This is a genomic window from Dyadobacter sp. CY323 (assembly GCF_021390245.1).
Taxonomy (GTDB): Bacteria; Bacteroidota; Bacteroidia; order Cytophagales; family Spirosomataceae; genus Dyadobacter.
In genome coordinates this window covers 625,178-640,147 of record NZ_JAJUXH010000001.1, presented here as the reverse complement: position 1 = coordinate 640,147, position 14,970 = coordinate 625,178, and the positions used below count along the sequence as shown (strand labels likewise).

At 46.5% G+C, this 14,970-nt stretch carries 13 protein-coding genes; 6 read left to right on the top strand and 7 right to left on the bottom strand.

Features of this window, described 5'->3' with window-relative positions; translation table 11 throughout:
* The 3 genes from LZG72_RS02795 to LZG72_RS02785 all read left to right on the top strand — a co-directional run bounded on the left by LZG72_RS02795 (position 1) and on the right by LZG72_RS02785 (position 6,628).
* Positions 1-1,317: an MFS transporter gene (locus tag LZG72_RS02795; RefSeq protein WP_233867249.1), complete on the top strand. Its 1,317-nt coding sequence runs from the start codon at positions 1-3 to the stop codon at positions 1,315-1,317.
* A gap of 302 nt (positions 1,318-1,619) precedes the next feature.
* On the top strand, positions 1,620-5,147 hold the full coding sequence (locus LZG72_RS02790) for a nitrate reductase (RefSeq protein ID WP_233867245.1): 3,528 nt from the start codon (positions 1,620-1,622) through the stop codon (positions 5,145-5,147).
* A gap of 5 nt (positions 5,148-5,152) precedes the next feature.
* Entirely contained in the window at positions 5,153-6,628 is a 1,476-nt protein-coding gene (locus tag LZG72_RS02785) for a rubredoxin (protein WP_233867499.1), read from the top strand.
* Here the strand turns inward: LZG72_RS02785 and LZG72_RS02780 are convergent.
* The 5 genes from LZG72_RS02780 to LZG72_RS02760 all read right to left on the bottom strand — a co-directional run bounded on the left by LZG72_RS02780 (position 6,621) and on the right by LZG72_RS02760 (position 9,765).
* On the bottom strand, positions 6,621-7,292 hold the full coding sequence (locus LZG72_RS02780; protein ID WP_233867243.1) for a DNA alkylation repair protein: 672 nt from the start codon (positions 7,290-7,292) through the stop codon (positions 6,621-6,623). The genes LZG72_RS02785 and LZG72_RS02780 overlap by 8 nt on opposite strands.
* A gap of 117 nt (positions 7,293-7,409) precedes the next feature.
* Entirely contained in the window at positions 7,410-7,976 is a 567-nt protein-coding gene (locus LZG72_RS02775; RefSeq protein WP_233867241.1) for a DUF4256 domain-containing protein, read from the bottom strand.
* A 587-nt stretch (positions 7,977-8,563) separates the two neighbouring features.
* Positions 8,564-8,947, bottom strand: coding sequence for a DoxX family protein (locus tag LZG72_RS02770; protein ID WP_233867239.1), 384 nt, complete (start codon positions 8,945-8,947; stop codon positions 8,564-8,566).
* Between the two features lie 24 nt (positions 8,948-8,971).
* Positions 8,972-9,442 (bottom strand): SRPBCC domain-containing protein, encoded by a 471-nt coding sequence (locus LZG72_RS02765; protein WP_233867237.1) that lies wholly within the window; start codon positions 9,440-9,442, stop codon positions 8,972-8,974.
* Positions 9,442-9,765, bottom strand: coding sequence for a helix-turn-helix transcriptional regulator (locus LZG72_RS02760; RefSeq protein ID WP_233867234.1), 324 nt, complete (start codon positions 9,763-9,765; stop codon positions 9,442-9,444). The genes LZG72_RS02765 and LZG72_RS02760 overlap by 1 nt, the downstream gene beginning before the upstream one ends.
* Positions 9,766-9,994: 229 nt before the next feature.
* Here LZG72_RS02760 and LZG72_RS02755 point away from each other — a divergent pair, with 229 nt between their 5' ends.
* The 3 genes from LZG72_RS02755 to LZG72_RS02745 all read left to right on the top strand — a co-directional run bounded on the left by LZG72_RS02755 (position 9,995) and on the right by LZG72_RS02745 (position 13,071).
* Complete coding sequence (locus LZG72_RS02755) at positions 9,995-11,086, top strand: aldo/keto reductase (protein WP_233867231.1); 1,092 nt, start codon at positions 9,995-9,997, stop codon at positions 11,084-11,086.
* A gap of 131 nt (positions 11,087-11,217) precedes the next feature.
* Positions 11,218-12,072, top strand: coding sequence for a phytanoyl-CoA dioxygenase family protein (locus tag LZG72_RS02750; RefSeq protein ID WP_233867228.1), 855 nt, complete (start codon positions 11,218-11,220; stop codon positions 12,070-12,072).
* Between the two features lie 12 nt (positions 12,073-12,084).
* Positions 12,085-13,071 (top strand): glycosyltransferase family 2 protein, encoded by a 987-nt coding sequence (locus tag LZG72_RS02745; protein ID WP_233867225.1) that lies wholly within the window; start codon positions 12,085-12,087, stop codon positions 13,069-13,071.
* A 32-nt stretch (positions 13,072-13,103) separates the two neighbouring features.
* Here the strand turns inward: LZG72_RS02745 and LZG72_RS02740 are convergent, their stop codons facing one another.
* On the bottom strand, positions 13,104-14,393 hold the full coding sequence (locus LZG72_RS02740; RefSeq protein ID WP_233867223.1) for a hypothetical protein: 1,290 nt from the start codon (positions 14,391-14,393) through the stop codon (positions 13,104-13,106).
* Positions 14,380-14,964 (bottom strand): RNA polymerase sigma factor, encoded by a 585-nt coding sequence (locus LZG72_RS02735; protein WP_233867219.1) that lies wholly within the window; start codon positions 14,962-14,964, stop codon positions 14,380-14,382. The genes LZG72_RS02740 and LZG72_RS02735 overlap by 14 nt, the downstream gene beginning before the upstream one ends.
* Positions 14,965-14,970 lie beyond the last annotated feature (6 nt).

The following is a 14,970-nucleotide window of genomic DNA, read 5'->3' as shown; positions in this document are numbered from 1 at the left end:
ATGGAAATTACAAACAAGCCACTCGAAAAACTCAGCATTTTCAGCTTCAAAGGCGTACAAATGCGCACGTTTCACCTCACCTGGATGGCATTCTTCCTATGCTTTTTCGGATGGTTCGGCCTGGCGCCGCTGATGTCTGTCATTAAAACGGACCTAGGTTTAACAAAAAGTCAGATCGGTAACATCATCATCGCATCCGTGGCGGCGACGGTCGTGGCGCGCATTGTGATCGGTAAACTCTGCGATACCTGGGGGCCGAGAAAAACGTATGCAGCATTAATGGGGATTTGCGCTTTTCCGGTGATGTCTGTCGGGCTGGTGCATTCGTATGAGTCATTTTTACTTTTTCGCCTGGCGATCGGCGTCATCGGCGCGTCGTTTGTGATCACACAATACCATACTTCGGTGATGTTCGACAAGAAGATCGTCGGTACTGCCAATGCGGTGGCGGGCGGCTGGGGTAACCTGGGCGGCGGGATCACCAATATGGTCATGCCATTGATTTTTGCGGGTTTTGTGGGTGCCGGATATTTGCCGGAATCGGCTTGGAGGCTGGCAATGATCATCCCGGGAATTACGTTGCTGATTTTTGCTTTTGTCTATTACTTTTTCACAAAGGATACTCCGGCGGGTAATTTCGAAGACCTTGAAATTGCGAATCCAAAAGCAGTCAAAACCAAAGGCACGCTGGCGATGGCCATGAAAGACAAACGTACCTGGGCATTGTTTCTGGCGTATGGGGCCTGTTTTGGGATTGAAATCACCTTTGATAATGTCGCCGCACTTTATTTTTTTGAAAACTTCGATACATCTCTCGCCACAGCTGGGATTCTTGCCGGGACGTTTGGTTTCATGAACATTTTTGCGCGCGCCGTCGGCGGAATTCTTGCGGATAAAGTGGGTAAAAGCTATGGCCTGCTTGGCAAAGGCAGGTTGCTCGCATTACTGCTTGCTATGGAAGGAATCGGCATCGCACTTTTTGCGCAGAGCGACACTGTTGTGGTGGCGGTTCTTACCATGCTTGGCTTCGCGATGTTCCTAAAAATGGCCAATGGAGTGACATATGCCATTGTTCCATTTGTAAATCAAAAAGCGATCGGTTCCGTGAGTGGCATTGTCGGTGCAGGTGGAAATGTGGGTGCGGTTTTGGCCGGATTTCTGTTCAAATCCAGCAGCATTAGCTACGCACAGGCATTTATGTATATCGGTGTGGCGATTGCGTGCGTGGCGGCGGTGGTGGCATTGGTCAATTTTGATAAAACGAAACAGGTTGTCGCCGAAACGGAAACGTTGGAAGTTCTGGAAGCGAGAAGCTAGACTTGGCAAGTCTTAAAGACTTGCCAAGTCTCAGGAGGCTCCTCCGGAGCCCGATTCGGATTATGATTCGGATTTGCTAGAAACAGGAAGCTCCTCCGGAGCTGCAATGCGACCACAACTTCGTTATGCCAGAAACAGGAAGCTCCTCCGAAGCTATAATGCGGCCACAGCGTGGCCTCCTGTTTCTAGCACTGCGACACACACCAGGTTTGGGCTCCGGAGGAGCCTCCTGATAAACCGAAACCAGACTTGGTAAGTCTTTAAGACTTGCCAGGTCAATACCAACCAACTACAAACAAAAAATGAAAACCTCGGCGAACTCCTTCAAATCTACCTGCTGCTATTGTGGCGTGGGTTGTGGTGTGGTGGTGAAAAAGGAAGCGAACGGGCAGCTGAGTCTGGAAGGTGACAAAGACCATCCTTCCAATAAAGGAATGCTTTGTTCCAAAGGCATGAACCTGCATTATACGGTCATGGATCAGTCGGACCGGCTGCTTTACCCTCAAATGCGGCTGAACCGTTCGATGCCTTTGCAGCGGGTGAGCTGGGACGATGCATTGGAACGGACTGCGGCGGTTTTCAAAACATTTATTAAAAAATATGGGCCCGATTCGGTCGCCTTTTATGTATCGGGACAATGCCTTACCGAAGAGTATTACCTTGTAAATAAGCTCATTAAAGGTTTTATCGGATCCAATAACATCGATACCAATTCACGGCTTTGTATGAGCTCGGCGGTGGTGGGTTATAAAATGTCATTGGGCGAGGATACCGTTCCGGTGACGTATGACGACATCGAAGCGGCCGATGTACTGTATGTTACCGGCGCAAATCCAGCCTGGTGCCATCCTATTATCTGGCGGCGGGTCGAAGCGCATAAAGCGGCGAATCCGAATGTTAAGATCATCTGCGTCGATCCCCGGAAAACGGATACGGCACGTTCGTCGGATCTCCATTTACAGATCCAGCCCGGTACCGATATCGTGCTTAATCACGCGATAGGCAGGTTATTGATTGAAAACGCGTGCATCGACATTGATTTTATAACCGATCATACCGACGGTTTCGAAGCATACACACACAAAGTGATGCAACGTACGATTGCGGAAGCAGCCGAGATCTGTGGCATTGAGGCAAAAGACATTGAACTGACTGCCAAATGGATCGGAGAATCAAATGGATTTCTTTCATTCTGGACCATGGGGCTAAACCAATCGGTGATCGGGGTTAACAAAAACCTATCGCTCATCAACCTGCATTTAATTACCGGAAGGATCGGTAAAGCAGGAAGCGGCCCATTTTCATTGACTGGTCAGCCGAATGCCATGGGTGGACGGGAAACGGGCGGATTAGCCAATATTCTGCCGGGCCATCGCGAAATATTGAACCTAAAACACCGGGAAGAAATGGAGGCATTCTGGCAAACTCCGGTACACATTGCTCACAAACCCGGACTTACCGCGACCGAAATGTTCGAGGCACTCGCGGATGACCGTCTCAAAGCGATCTGGATCATTAATACCAATCCTTTGGTGAGTATGCCGGATGTAAATGTGACGGAAAACGCATTGAAAAAAGCACGTTTCGTGGTCGTTCAGGATGTTTCCACTCGTGCGGAAACAGTACAAATGGCGGATGTGGTGCTGCCCGCCGCGGCGTGGCTTGAAAAAGACGGAACGATGACGAATGCGGAAAGACGCATTACCTATCTGCCAAAAGCCCTGGACGCGCCGGGAGAAGCATTACCCGACTCTGAAATCATCTGGCGGTTTGCGGATAAAATGGGATTTGGTAATGCATTCAGGTATAGTACCACGTCGGAAGTTTATGATGAATATGTGAAGATTACAGCCGGAACGAACATCGATGTTTCGGGGGTTAGTCATGATTTATTAAGAAAGAACAGAAGTATTCAGTGGCCAGCGCCGGCTTCGGAAAATGCATTTTCGGATAGTAAAACGAACAAACAGCTTTTTGCAGATCATCAGTTTTATACCCCAAATAAAAAAGCACAAATCCACGCGGTAGACGATGAAAATACCTCAGAACCAACGGATAGTGATTTTCCATTGGTACTAACCACCGGCCGGATCCGCGACCAGTGGCATACCATGACCAAAACCGGGAGGGTTGCAAAATTAAATAAACATAGTCCGCAGCCTTTTTTACAAATACATCCAAAAGACGCCACAGAAAGGAATTTATACGATGGTCAACTGGCTATCGTCCATGGTCGCCGCGGAGAAGTGCGCGTGAAAGTGCAGATTACGGAAGATGTTCGGCCAGGCCTGTGCTTTTTACCCATGCATTGGGGCAAGATCCTGGGTAAGAACGACGTCCGCGCGAATAACCTGACGAATGCATTAGTCGACCCGAAATCGAAAGAACCGGATTTTAAATTTTCCGCAATACAGGTGTCAGTTTATAAAAAACCGGTGGAGAAAATCATCATTATTGGCGCAGGATCGGCGGGTTTGGGTTTTATAAATAAATACCGGACATTAAATCGTGAAGACGAAATTCATGTCTTTTCCAAAGAAATTTATCCATTCTATAATCGGGTTTTGCTGCCGGATTACATTTTGGGCGCACAAAACTGGGAGCAGCTGGTGAAGCTCCGAGAAGATCAGTTCGAAGAAAATAACATCATCGTCCATAAAGGAATCGGCATTGCCCACATTGACCGGAATAATAAGATTGTCGTGGACGATCTCGGAACGGAACATCACTATGATAAACTCATCCTGGGAACCGGCAGCAGGGCCTTTATGCCAAAAGGTGTACCGCAGCTCAATGGGATTTTCAACATGCGTTCGCGGCTCGATGCGGACTCGCTCCTACCCTTTTTGCAACAGCCAAACCCACATGCCGTGATTGCCGGCGGAGGAATTTTAGGACTTGAACTAGCCGCCGCATTCCGCGAAATGAATGTACAAGTGAGCGTGGTGCAGCGCAGCGGCCGGTTTATGGAACGCCAGCTCGATCCGATGGGAAGCGAACTTTTGTACCAGGAACTTTCGGACAGAAATATGGAAACCTACTTCAACGATGAAATCGCGACGTTTTACGGCTCGGAAAATGTGGAAGGTGTCCGGTTGAAATCGGGGCGAAAAATTGCTTGTCAGGTGGTGATCATGGCGATTGGGACAGTACCAAATACGGGGCTTGCGCATCAGGCCGGACTGGAATGCAAACGGGGAGTTCTTGTAAACGATTACCTGCAAACCTCTGATCCTGAAATCTTTGCAGCCGGTGAAATTGCGGAATGGAACGGGGAAATGTGGGGGATCACACTCGCAGCCGAGCAACAAGCCGAAACCATCGCGACGTATCTGGCGGGCGACATTTCGAATCCATATAAAGGCAGTCTATCCATGAACATTTTGAAAATGGAAGGTTTGCATTTGTGCAGCATGGGCATGATCGAAGCTCCGGCGAACGATCCTGAATATGAGCAGATTGTGTTTACGGATACATCAAAAAGGTATTATAAGAAATGCATTGTGCACCGCGACAAGCTTGTCGGGGCGATTTTAGTTGGGGATAAAAATGAGTTTACGGAGTTCAAATCACTGATTTCGGAAGGTGTTGAGCTGTCGGAAAAACGTTTGCAATTGCTAAGATCGAGCCAGAAAGCGGAAGCATTGGAGGGAAAACTGGTTTGCTCCTGCAACAATGTCGGGCTTGGAAACCTTGAAAAGGCCATTGAATCCGGCTGTGATGATTTTCAATCGTTGTGCCAGAAAACGGGGGCGGGAACCGGATGCGGGTCATGCAGGCCGGAAGTGAGGTCTATTTTGGAAAAAATGAGGGAAGCCGTTTCAATCTGAAAATCATGCGGGATTACTATCATATTAAGGTCAATTTGCCCGGCGGCATTGCCTCGCCGGGGCATTTGAAACAGGTACTTTCGGCGGCCTGGGCCGCGCATGTGCGAAAAGTGCGGTTTGGGTCGCGGCAGCAAATGCTGATGACGGTGCATTATGAGGATATGCATTTTCTGGAAACGGAATTAAAGAAGCTGGATTTGAATTTTGAGATCAATGCGGACCGTTTTCCCAACATCATCAGCTCGTATTGCGGCGAAGAAGTTTTCAAAACCGGTCAATGGCTGAATGCGGGCGAGTACCATTCCGTGCTTGATACATTTGATTTTCAACCCAGACTTAAAATCAATATTTCCGATTCCAATCAGAGTTTCACACCGTTTTTTACGGGTAACCTCAATTTTGTGAGTTCCGGCGAGCCCCATTTCTGGTTTTTATACATCCGTCCGAAACAGAGTAATGCGGTTTTTAAATGGAAAGAACTGATTTACACCAGTGAAATCGGGAAAGTTTCGAGGTTGCTGGACGAACTAATGCTGGACGAGAATCTGACAACTGAATCGGCTCTTTATCAGGCAGTTCAGGAACGACTCAACTATGTTTCGCAACCGGCAGCACAGGATCTCGAATTGCCGCGGTTTTCTCTACCCTATTACGAAGGTTTCAATCGGTACGAAGCGCGTACCTGGCTTGGGTTGTACCGGCGTGATGAACAGTTTCCCATTGAATTTCTGCTCGATATCTGCGCACTTTGTCTCAAAACACGCACTGGAGAAATCTGCACAACGCCCTGGAAATCAATTATTATCAAAGGCATTGAAGATCAGGACCGGAATGAATGGAGCAATATTCTTGGCAGACATAATATCAATGTAAGACACGCGGCCAATGAACTGGCCTGGCAAACCGAAGATTATCCCGGCGATGGTAATGCATTGAAATCCAAAGCGATCCGACATTTTGAAAAGCAGGATACCCGCACATTCGGGCTTTGTTTCGGCATACAAACGCGTAGCAAATCGGAAGTTTTTGGCTCAGTTTTGATTAAGAAAAGACATTTATTCAAAATTGCAGGTATTGGTATTATTGATGTATATGACCTGTACCACACGGAAAATTTTAACCCGAACAGCCGGAACCACATTTTGTTCCAAAAAGGTTTGTTTGGGATCCATCTCAACTGGCAGCTCGAACGGCTTTGCATGCGGTTTAGTAACCTACGCACGGTTGAGACTGCGCAAAGTTTTATCCCCGCGATTGAAGAGCATATAGTTAGAGATCAACCCATTAGCATCATTCACCAATGCCCGGATTGCTTTACGGTTTACGATCCGGAATTTGGTGATGAACTCAATCACATCCCTGCCGGGACTGCATTTGCAGACTTACCCGAAACTTACTGCTGCCCGACCTGCGATATGGAGAAATCCTTTTTGTTACCCATTGAAAAAAGCTTCAATCACTTTATCATACCAACTATATGATCGCTTGCCGGCGTACCATCTCATTGATCCAGATCGGGGCAAACGGGGACGTACATCCTTTGGAAACCGGGTAATCTCTGTAAATCCCCAGCTTCTCGCCAATGGCCAATGCGCGTGCGCGATGCTCCGGAAATTTGATCCCGATATTGGCGAGCGTCGAATTCATGGTCCATTGTACTTCGGGCGCCGCATTTGGCATTTCCTTTTCGATCCGGTCGAGTAGCGCTAGCAGGTCGAGTATCTCCGGATTCCGGGACACGCAACCGCTGGTTAAACTCCATCCGGCGCGGGCACACATCACATCGTCCGATTCCGTCCATTCTTTCCGCAAAGGTTCGGTATCCGGGTAAACCTTTATCACATAGGAATATAGCCAATCGGCAACATGTGTAAACTTTTCGGATTTCACCATTTTCGCAAGCTCTTCTTTCGACAGTTTTTTGGGATCCATAATCAAAATCGCCAGAAACCGGGCGTCAATATTTCCGGTATCCCAAAGCTCCAACGCGAGAGCATGATCGGTCTTAATTTTTTTGGCGACAGTGCGTATATCACCCATTTTAACGCCAAACTGGTTCTCCCCGACTCCGTGTTTTTTGTTGAAATCCCGCATCTTTTCAGTGCCAAGCGATTCGAGTTGGTTTAAGGCTTCATTTAGTGTCATGGGGTTGGTGGTTAGGGGGTTGTTAGTTGTTGTTAGGTATGTTGGTCATTTGCCCCAAACCCCTAAAGGGGCTTTTTTATTTTGCAATGTGTAAGCCCCTTTAGGGGTTTGGGGCTTTCAAACTCTCAGCGACCCTCTAAAACCTCTGGCTGCATAGTAAGAATCCGCGCCATTGTGATAAATAAAAACCCTGTCGAAGCGGCGATCACCGAAAATGGCGCCACCGAGTTTTCTCACATTAGGCTCCGTTTTCAACCAGCTCGATGTTTTGAGATCGAACTTTCCAAGTTGCTGCAGCTGCTGATATTCTTCTTCGGTTAGAAGTTCAATGCCCATTTCTGCGGCCACATCCATGGCAGTATTTTCTGGCTTGTTCGCTTTTCTCGACTCCCAGGCCGCGCGATCGTAGCAGAGACTTCTGCGGTCTTTCGGCGTTTCTGGTGAACAATCGAAGAAGATAAATTCGTCCGTTTTCTTGTCGTATCCTACCACATCCGGCTCTCCGCCAGTCACTTCCATTTCATCCAGCGTCCAAAGTTTAGCGGGATTGGCTTCAAGCTTGGCTTGTATTTTCGACCAATCCGAGTCCTTATGGCGGGCTTTGTTTTTCTCAAAACGGGTTTTTAGTGTTTCAAGAAGTTCCGAGGTTTGGTCTGTGGATAGTTGTTTTTTATTTGTGCTCATACTATTCGTGAATATTCGTGCATCCGTGGCTTAACCTATTTGTAGCCACGAATGCACCAATGGCCACGAATAAAAATTTAAAGTGTCAATAGACTTTTTTCTAATTAAAATTTGACGATTTCTACCGCACGATAAGTGCAGCTAGCCGCATATCCAACTCGGCGGTTCCGCATTTCGAAAGTACCTGTTGTAGGTTCCGATAATCTTCTATATTTGCCATGCGAATTTCATTACAATTATATGTTAACATTATTATTATACTGGCCAAAAAAGGCTTTGGAGAGGCATACGGGTGAAAGTTCCGGGGCCGGGTCATGATAACATCGTGATGAAGTTCGCAGTGACCTCTCCTTTTCTATACACTTCAACCCAATTAACATGCGAACAGCAACTGGTTCAAATGTCGACTCGAATGCACATTCGGGCAACGCAGCAAGTGATGCGCGTCAGTCATTACCACTCATGATGCCAGTAACGCCATGCCAGGCCGAATTTCTCGAACTTGTGCGATCCCACGGTTACGGGGAGCTGGTCCGATCCTTAAAAAATGGTGCACGATCTGGCGCTCTATGGATAAAAGCTAATAGCTAACAGCTAACAGCTAACAGCTTCCTACCATCCGGCCTGAAATTCCACGACACCACCGTCAAAACAATAAGCAATACCGGACCGAAAAATTCTTTCGCTCCATCACCGGCGGCGATGTGCGAAATAACGGCGCCCGTCATGGCGAAGAAAAATCCGGCATATGCCCATTCTTTTACCAATGGAAATTTGGGAATGAGAACAGCTACTACGCCCAGCATTTTCCAGACGCCAATGATTGTCAGAAAATAAAGCGGGTAACCCAAATGCGTCATCATATCCACTTCCTCCTTTAATTTGATAATCTGCACGGTTCCGCTGGACACCATTCCCAATGAAAGCCAGAGTGTTGCGACCCAGTAAATGATTTTGTTTCTCTTTGTCATGATTTTTTTGCTTTGAATAATGAATTACGATTTGAGCCCATTAACCACTTCCTGCAACCTGTTATGCGCCATATTCAGACCTTGGGCGAAAGGCATTTTCAACATTTGATCTCTGAGTTCCACTGATTTATAGACGATCTGCATGGTAAGTTTGCTGGTTTCGTCTGTTAGCTTTTCAAATTCCAGAAATTCAAGCTGGATCGCAAATTGGGTATTTTCCATTTCAAATGTCCGCGTGATTCTCTGGTTTGGGATAAACTCGGGGAATACGCCATTTGCCCGGAAAATGACATTTCCCTGCGGATCGGATGTTTCAAACTGATACGCGCCGTGCTTTTTATTTTCCAGTTTCAACACGTTCGTCCCCATCCATTGCGCCACGATCTCAGGTTCCTCATAGGCTTTGAAAAGCAGATCCAGCGGCAGGTCAAATTCCCGGGTAATGACGATTTCCTGTTTGCCGCCCTCGGCAGCGACTTTTGTTTTTCTTTCCATTATTCTTTGGGTTTATAATTTTTCATGATGGCTTCCAGTTTGTTAAACCGGTCGTCCCACATGTTGCGGAACGGTTCGATGAAATCGGCTACTTCTTTCATTTTTTTTGCATTGATGTGATAGTAAACCTCCCTTCCATTCTGCTCCTGCTGCAATAATTCACATTCGGTAAGTATCGACAAATGCTTGGAAACCGTCGGCCTCGCGGTGTCGAAATTGGCGGCGATTGCGCCGGCTGTCATGGTTTGCGTGGCAACCAGCAACAGTATGGCCCTCCTTGTTGGATCGGCTATGGCCTGAAATACGTCCCGTCTTAAATTCATTATGTAGTTATTTGACTACGAATATATATGAAGTCATTTGGCTACGCAAATTTTACTGAGTTTTTTTTCGAATGATGTGTCTGGTAACCCGCCGTTTATCAACTCCTGGAAATAATTTCTTTGATTATCGTCTTGCATAAAGTAATATTGAAAACTGTGCTTTACGTCAGTCGTAAAGACATTCATCTTTTCATTTCAGCTCAAAACCTGAAATTTTTCACCACACAACATGGCTAACTGGGTTAAGAATTTGTTGGGTAAACAGCCCGCCGGACAAGAAAATACAACGAATGTCAATCCGCAGACAATGAACTATCGCGTACTCGGGAAATGCGGTTTACGGGTTTCCGAGTTCTGCCTCGGCACCATGACATTCGGCACGGATTGGGGCTGGGGAGCTGATAAAGTGACTTCCAAACAGATCTTTGACGCATTTGTAAATGCAGGAGGAAATTTTTTCGATACGGCCAATAGGTATACCAACGGAACGAGCGAACAATGGCTGGGCGAGTTCGTAAAACCCGACCGTCACAGCCACGTGATCGGCACTAAATATTCACTGAAAGACCGGGCCGGAGATTTGAATTTTTCGGGTAATCACCGCAAAAATATGATTCGTTCCTTGGAGGAAAGCCTTAAACGGATGGACACCGATTTCATCGATATTCTCTGGCTGCACAGCTGGGATTTCACGACTTCGGTCGAGGAGGTTTTGCGGGCGCTGGACGATCTGGTACGCAGTGGAAAAGTGCTGCATTTGGGTATCTCGAATGCGCCGGCGTGGGTGATCAGTCAGGCAAATACGACGGCAGATTGGAGAGGATTAAACCGGTTTTCAGCCATTCAAATTGAGTACAGCCTGATCCAGCGGGCACCGGAAAGAGACCTTTTGCCGATGGCTGAAGAATTGGGTATTTCGGTGACAGCCTGGGGCGGGCTCGGTAATGGAGTTCTCACTGCCAAATACCTCGATGGTGAAACGGGCAGGCTTCGTGAGAACAGCCCACGCTTTTCGGAAAGGAACATTCGCATTGCTACTGAACTCAAAACCTTGTCAGAAGAATTGAATGTAACGCCCTCGCAGATCGCGCTGGCATGGATTATGCAACAAAGGTCCACGGTGATCCCGGTTTTGGGGATCCGTCACGAAGCTCAACTGCAAATGAACCTGGCTAGTCGGGAAGTAATATTAACAGACGAAGTTTTCAAAAGACTCGACGCGGTTTCGGCCATCGAATTAGGCTATCCGCACGATCTGCTGGCTTCTACCGGGTCGCAAACGGACTTATATGCAGGCTTATACAATCATTTGAAGTTTTGAGACCACCGTTCGCGCGAAAAATACCGGAATATGATTTTTATCAGTTTGGAAAAATTCTAACTAACGAACAATTGAGTTACCTTTGGGAATCTATTATATCAGCTTTTTAACACAAAATTGGGAAAATACACATGGATAATGTCAGCCTGACGAATGAAACGCACATTAACAAAACGGACCTGAAAACACAATATTTCCAGGATGGTTACATCGTTGTACGTAAGTTTTTTACGAGAGAAGAGATCACAGCCATTTACGATGAAGCACGCGGTGTCTTTGCTTATCAGATCGAACGTACAATCGGGAAAAAGGTTGATATTAATAACCAGGATGAATTTGAAGCCGGCATGTACGAGTTCTTTCAAAAGGATTTCGATGCATTTGTCAATACAGGCAAGCAAGTTCAGCACCTGGTTTCCCTGCACCGACTAGGAACCGACGCTCGTATTACCGAATTACTTCAATCAATAGGTTTATCCTACCCGATTATCGCAGTAAGGCCAGCCATGATGTTCAATAGCCGGCATTTGGCTAAAAAACAGGATTACTGGAAACTGGGCGCGCACCAGGATTGGCGCGGCGGACAAGGTTCACTGGATAGCATCGTAATGTGGTTCCCACTTGTGGACTGCGATACGGATCTTGGTGGATTACAGGTACTTCCGGGAAGTCACAAAAGAGGTTTGTTTGCCGGCAGCGACGTGGATTACATCAGCAGCATTCAGGAAGAACTTCCGGAAGATGATTTCAAACAACTGGAATTGGAAGCTGGCGACATCCTGATTTTCTCGACATTCACCGTTCACCGTTCGGGAACAAACGTGACCCCGCACATCCGCTGGACTTCGCAGTTCCGTTTTAATAATCTTGAGGAACCGACTTTCGTAGATCGTGGATTTCCGCTCCCCTACATTTATAAACCTACCCCTGAATTGTTATTCCCTGGTTTTCCGAAACAGGAGCAGGTGGAACAGGTTTTTAAATAAAACAGAGTTGTTATGGTACGAGTGAGTGTTTGCGTGATTACCTATAATCATGAAAAATTCGTTGGCCAGATGCTGGATTCTCTGCTCATGCAGCAGACCACATTTGACTTTGAGATTGTGGTAGGTGATGACTGTTCAAAAGACAATACCGCTGCGATTCTGAAAGAATACCAGCAACGTTATCCCGATAAAATCCGGTTGCTGCTGCAATCAAAAAACTTAGGTCTGAATGGCAAATTCAATGCCCTTCAGACCTTTGCCATTGCGAAGGGTGAGTACATCGCACAATTCGACGGCGACGATTATCTTACTTCGCCTCACAAGCTGCAGAAACAAGTGGAAATGTTGGACGCAAATCCGCATTACTCCGCCAGTTTCCACAATGCAATGGTGATCTACGATGATAATTCGGCGCCGCCCGAGGAAGTAAATCCATTAAAAAAAGCCGAAATAACGCTTGATGATTTGATTGGCGAGGATGAGCTCACTTTTATTGCTACATCCAGTCTGATGTTCCGGCGGGAGGAATTTGCGCGAAACCCGGATCCGGAATGGACAAACCTTTCGACGAGCGGCGATATCCCTCGCAACATCATGTTCGCCAGTCGCGGCCCGATCGGGTACATTGATGAGGTAATGTCGGTGTACAGGAAAAACAGAGGCGGCGCGAGTTTCGCTGATAATCATTATAGTTCCGATTTTCTGTTTAACCGCATTCAGCTTTATTCCAACATCAATAAGCATTTCAATTATAAATACGATGCAGTGTTGCGGAAGAATATCGCTACCTATTATTACAAATTGCTGTTTGCCAAACAATATAAGGATGACTATTGGTCGAAACTGAAATTCGCATTGAAGTATCTCGATATGGGAAAACCGCAAGGCGAACGCAGAAAAGAAGTGATCCGGGATTTCATTATCCCGCCATTCATATTGAAGACATACAGTGCATTTGCGATTGGACTATACAATTTGAAATCCAAAGCAAAAGCTTAGAAATGATGTTAATAAAAGCCCTGGAAAAAATTTCAGGGCTTTATTAGTTTTAATCCCAGGGAAATACCAACCCGGTATGGCTGATAATAGAATGGATCGCCGCTGCCGGGCACTTTCACCGGACTGAATTCTGCATAAGGTCCGACATGAATCAGCACCTGATTGTTCAACGGAATTTGCTTCCCGGCCCCCACGCTGATCCAGCCGACATCATGACTTCCACTCAATGTGCGTGAGTATTCCAGCCCGGCGGTCGCATAATATTTCCGCAAAGGAGATTTGCCCCACAAAACCTGTTTGTTGATCCCGACACCTAACAATTCCATTTTCCGGTTCTCATTTACGACCATCCCCCGTCGCACGACCTGGAAATCCTTCCCATCGACGGCATGCACAACGTATTCATTTCCAGCAATTTCATAGCTATAAGACTGTCTGAAAAGACTATAATGCAGCATAAACTGAAATCCATTTTTCTCAAATCCCCCGCTCACTTTGTACCCCAGCGTTTCAAGCGAAAAGGCAGACGGAAATTTGAAATTCTGAAAATCGCGACCATTGGTTTTTGGTACCGTAATGATCTGATACGTTTTCAAGCTGGCTACATTCAGAAGCCAGCCCACCTTTGTAGAATTTGCATGTATAGCGTTAGATGTCTTTATGTCACCGGATAGCGCTACTTCCGGGATATGCATTTTTTCAAACTTCATCGCTTCCGGATTCAACCTATTTACATCCGGCAATCTCGTTGCTTCCGGCTCATCTTCAATCTCATTCGCAAGTAGTTGCGTGTTTTCTAAAACTGCATTTTGATCCGGCAAAGTACTGACGCCCGATTCCTGTTTTTCCTGAAACGCGGGTGTTTCAGCTAATGTAGCAGACTGTTTCATCACCTTCCGCTCGGAAATGTGTTGTACAGAATTCTCAACGGGCGACTTTGCGGCTAAGTCGGCCCTCTTCGTTTTAAAGTTTGCGGACGCCGTTTTTGCAGTTGATGAAATAGCATTTTCCTTCTCTGCGGCACTGCCATCCAAAGTAGTAGTATTGCTATCCAAGACTTTGTCATTTGTTTCCGTTTGGCTGACTGATTTTGAATTCACTGCGTTTTTCTGCCTTACCCAGTGCTGATCAATTACAATGGAGCCCACAAACAATCCGACGAACAGAATGGTAAAAAACAGGTATTTGAAGTTACGCGGTTGTTTGAGGCGCGCACGGATCAGGTTATATGAAGATGGGTTTGGCTGATCTCCAAAATCATCAAATTTGCGTTTAAGGGCTTCCCGCAATGCCTCGTTCAGTTTCTCTTCAGAAGTTTTCATGATGCACTATCCCTTTTGATTCCAACTTTTTTAAAAGCATATTTCGTCCCCGCATAAACTGCGATCGTGCCGTGGCATCGGACATGGACAACATTTCGCCGATTTCTACATGTGAGTAACCATCGATCAAATGAAGGTTGATAACGGTCCGGTATTTGTCCGGCAACTCATTGATGATTGTAAGCAAATCGTTGACATTCAGCTGATCAATCATCTTTTCATAATCATCCGATTCGAGTTGGATTTCCATCTGATCCAGCGATCCAAGCATTTCCTGAGCTTTTGTAGTGCGGTGATAGTAATTGATTGCAGTCCGGATCACGGTCACTTTTACCCAGCTATCGGCAGCTTCCGGGTCTTTCAGATCTTGTATATTATTAAAAATCCGAATAAACGCTTCCTGAAAAATATCATCCGCCTCCATAACCGTTTTCGCATACCGCCTGCACACTCCCGTCAACTTCGATTTATACCGGTCGTAGAATACAGTCTGTGCAGACGGGTCATACCTTTGGCAGGCAGTCACCAACTGGGTCAGGCTATCGTATTTTTTCGAGCCGAAAAACTTCATGTTTAG

Excerpts from the sequence above, each read along its gene's own strand:
- LZG72_RS02795 (WP_233867249.1), top strand. The coding sequence starts at position 1 with ATGGAAATTACAAACAAGCCACTCGAAAAACTCAGCATTTTCAGCTTC.
- LZG72_RS02790 (WP_233867245.1), top strand. The coding sequence starts at position 1,620 with ATGAAAACCTCGGCGAACTCCTTCAAATCTACCTGCTGCTATTGTGGC.
- LZG72_RS02785 (WP_233867499.1), top strand. The coding sequence starts at position 5,153 with ATGCGGGATTACTATCATATTAAGGTCAATTTGCCCGGCGGCATTGCC.
- LZG72_RS02780 (WP_233867243.1), bottom strand. The coding sequence starts at position 7,292 with ATGACACTAAATGAAGCCTTAAACCAACTCGAATCGCTTGGCACTGAA.
- LZG72_RS02775 (WP_233867241.1), bottom strand. The coding sequence starts at position 7,976 with ATGAGCACAAATAAAAAACAACTATCCACAGACCAAACCTCGGAACTT.
- LZG72_RS02770 (WP_233867239.1), bottom strand. The coding sequence starts at position 8,947 with ATGACAAAGAGAAACAAAATCATTTACTGGGTCGCAACACTCTGGCTT.
- LZG72_RS02765 (WP_233867237.1), bottom strand. The coding sequence starts at position 9,442 with ATGGAAAGAAAAACAAAAGTCGCTGCCGAGGGCGGCAAACAGGAAATC.
- LZG72_RS02760 (WP_233867234.1), bottom strand. The coding sequence starts at position 9,765 with ATGAATTTAAGACGGGACGTATTTCAGGCCATAGCCGATCCAACAAGG.
- LZG72_RS02755 (WP_233867231.1), top strand. The coding sequence starts at position 9,995 with ATGGCTAACTGGGTTAAGAATTTGTTGGGTAAACAGCCCGCCGGACAA.
- LZG72_RS02750 (WP_233867228.1), top strand. The coding sequence starts at position 11,218 with ATGGATAATGTCAGCCTGACGAATGAAACGCACATTAACAAAACGGAC.
- LZG72_RS02745 (WP_233867225.1), top strand. The coding sequence starts at position 12,085 with ATGGTACGAGTGAGTGTTTGCGTGATTACCTATAATCATGAAAAATTC.
- LZG72_RS02740 (WP_233867223.1), bottom strand. The coding sequence starts at position 14,393 with ATGAAAACTTCTGAAGAGAAACTGAACGAGGCATTGCGGGAAGCCCTT.
- LZG72_RS02735 (WP_233867219.1), bottom strand. The coding sequence starts at position 14,964 with ATGAAGTTTTTCGGCTCGAAAAAATACGATAGCCTGACCCAGTTGGTG.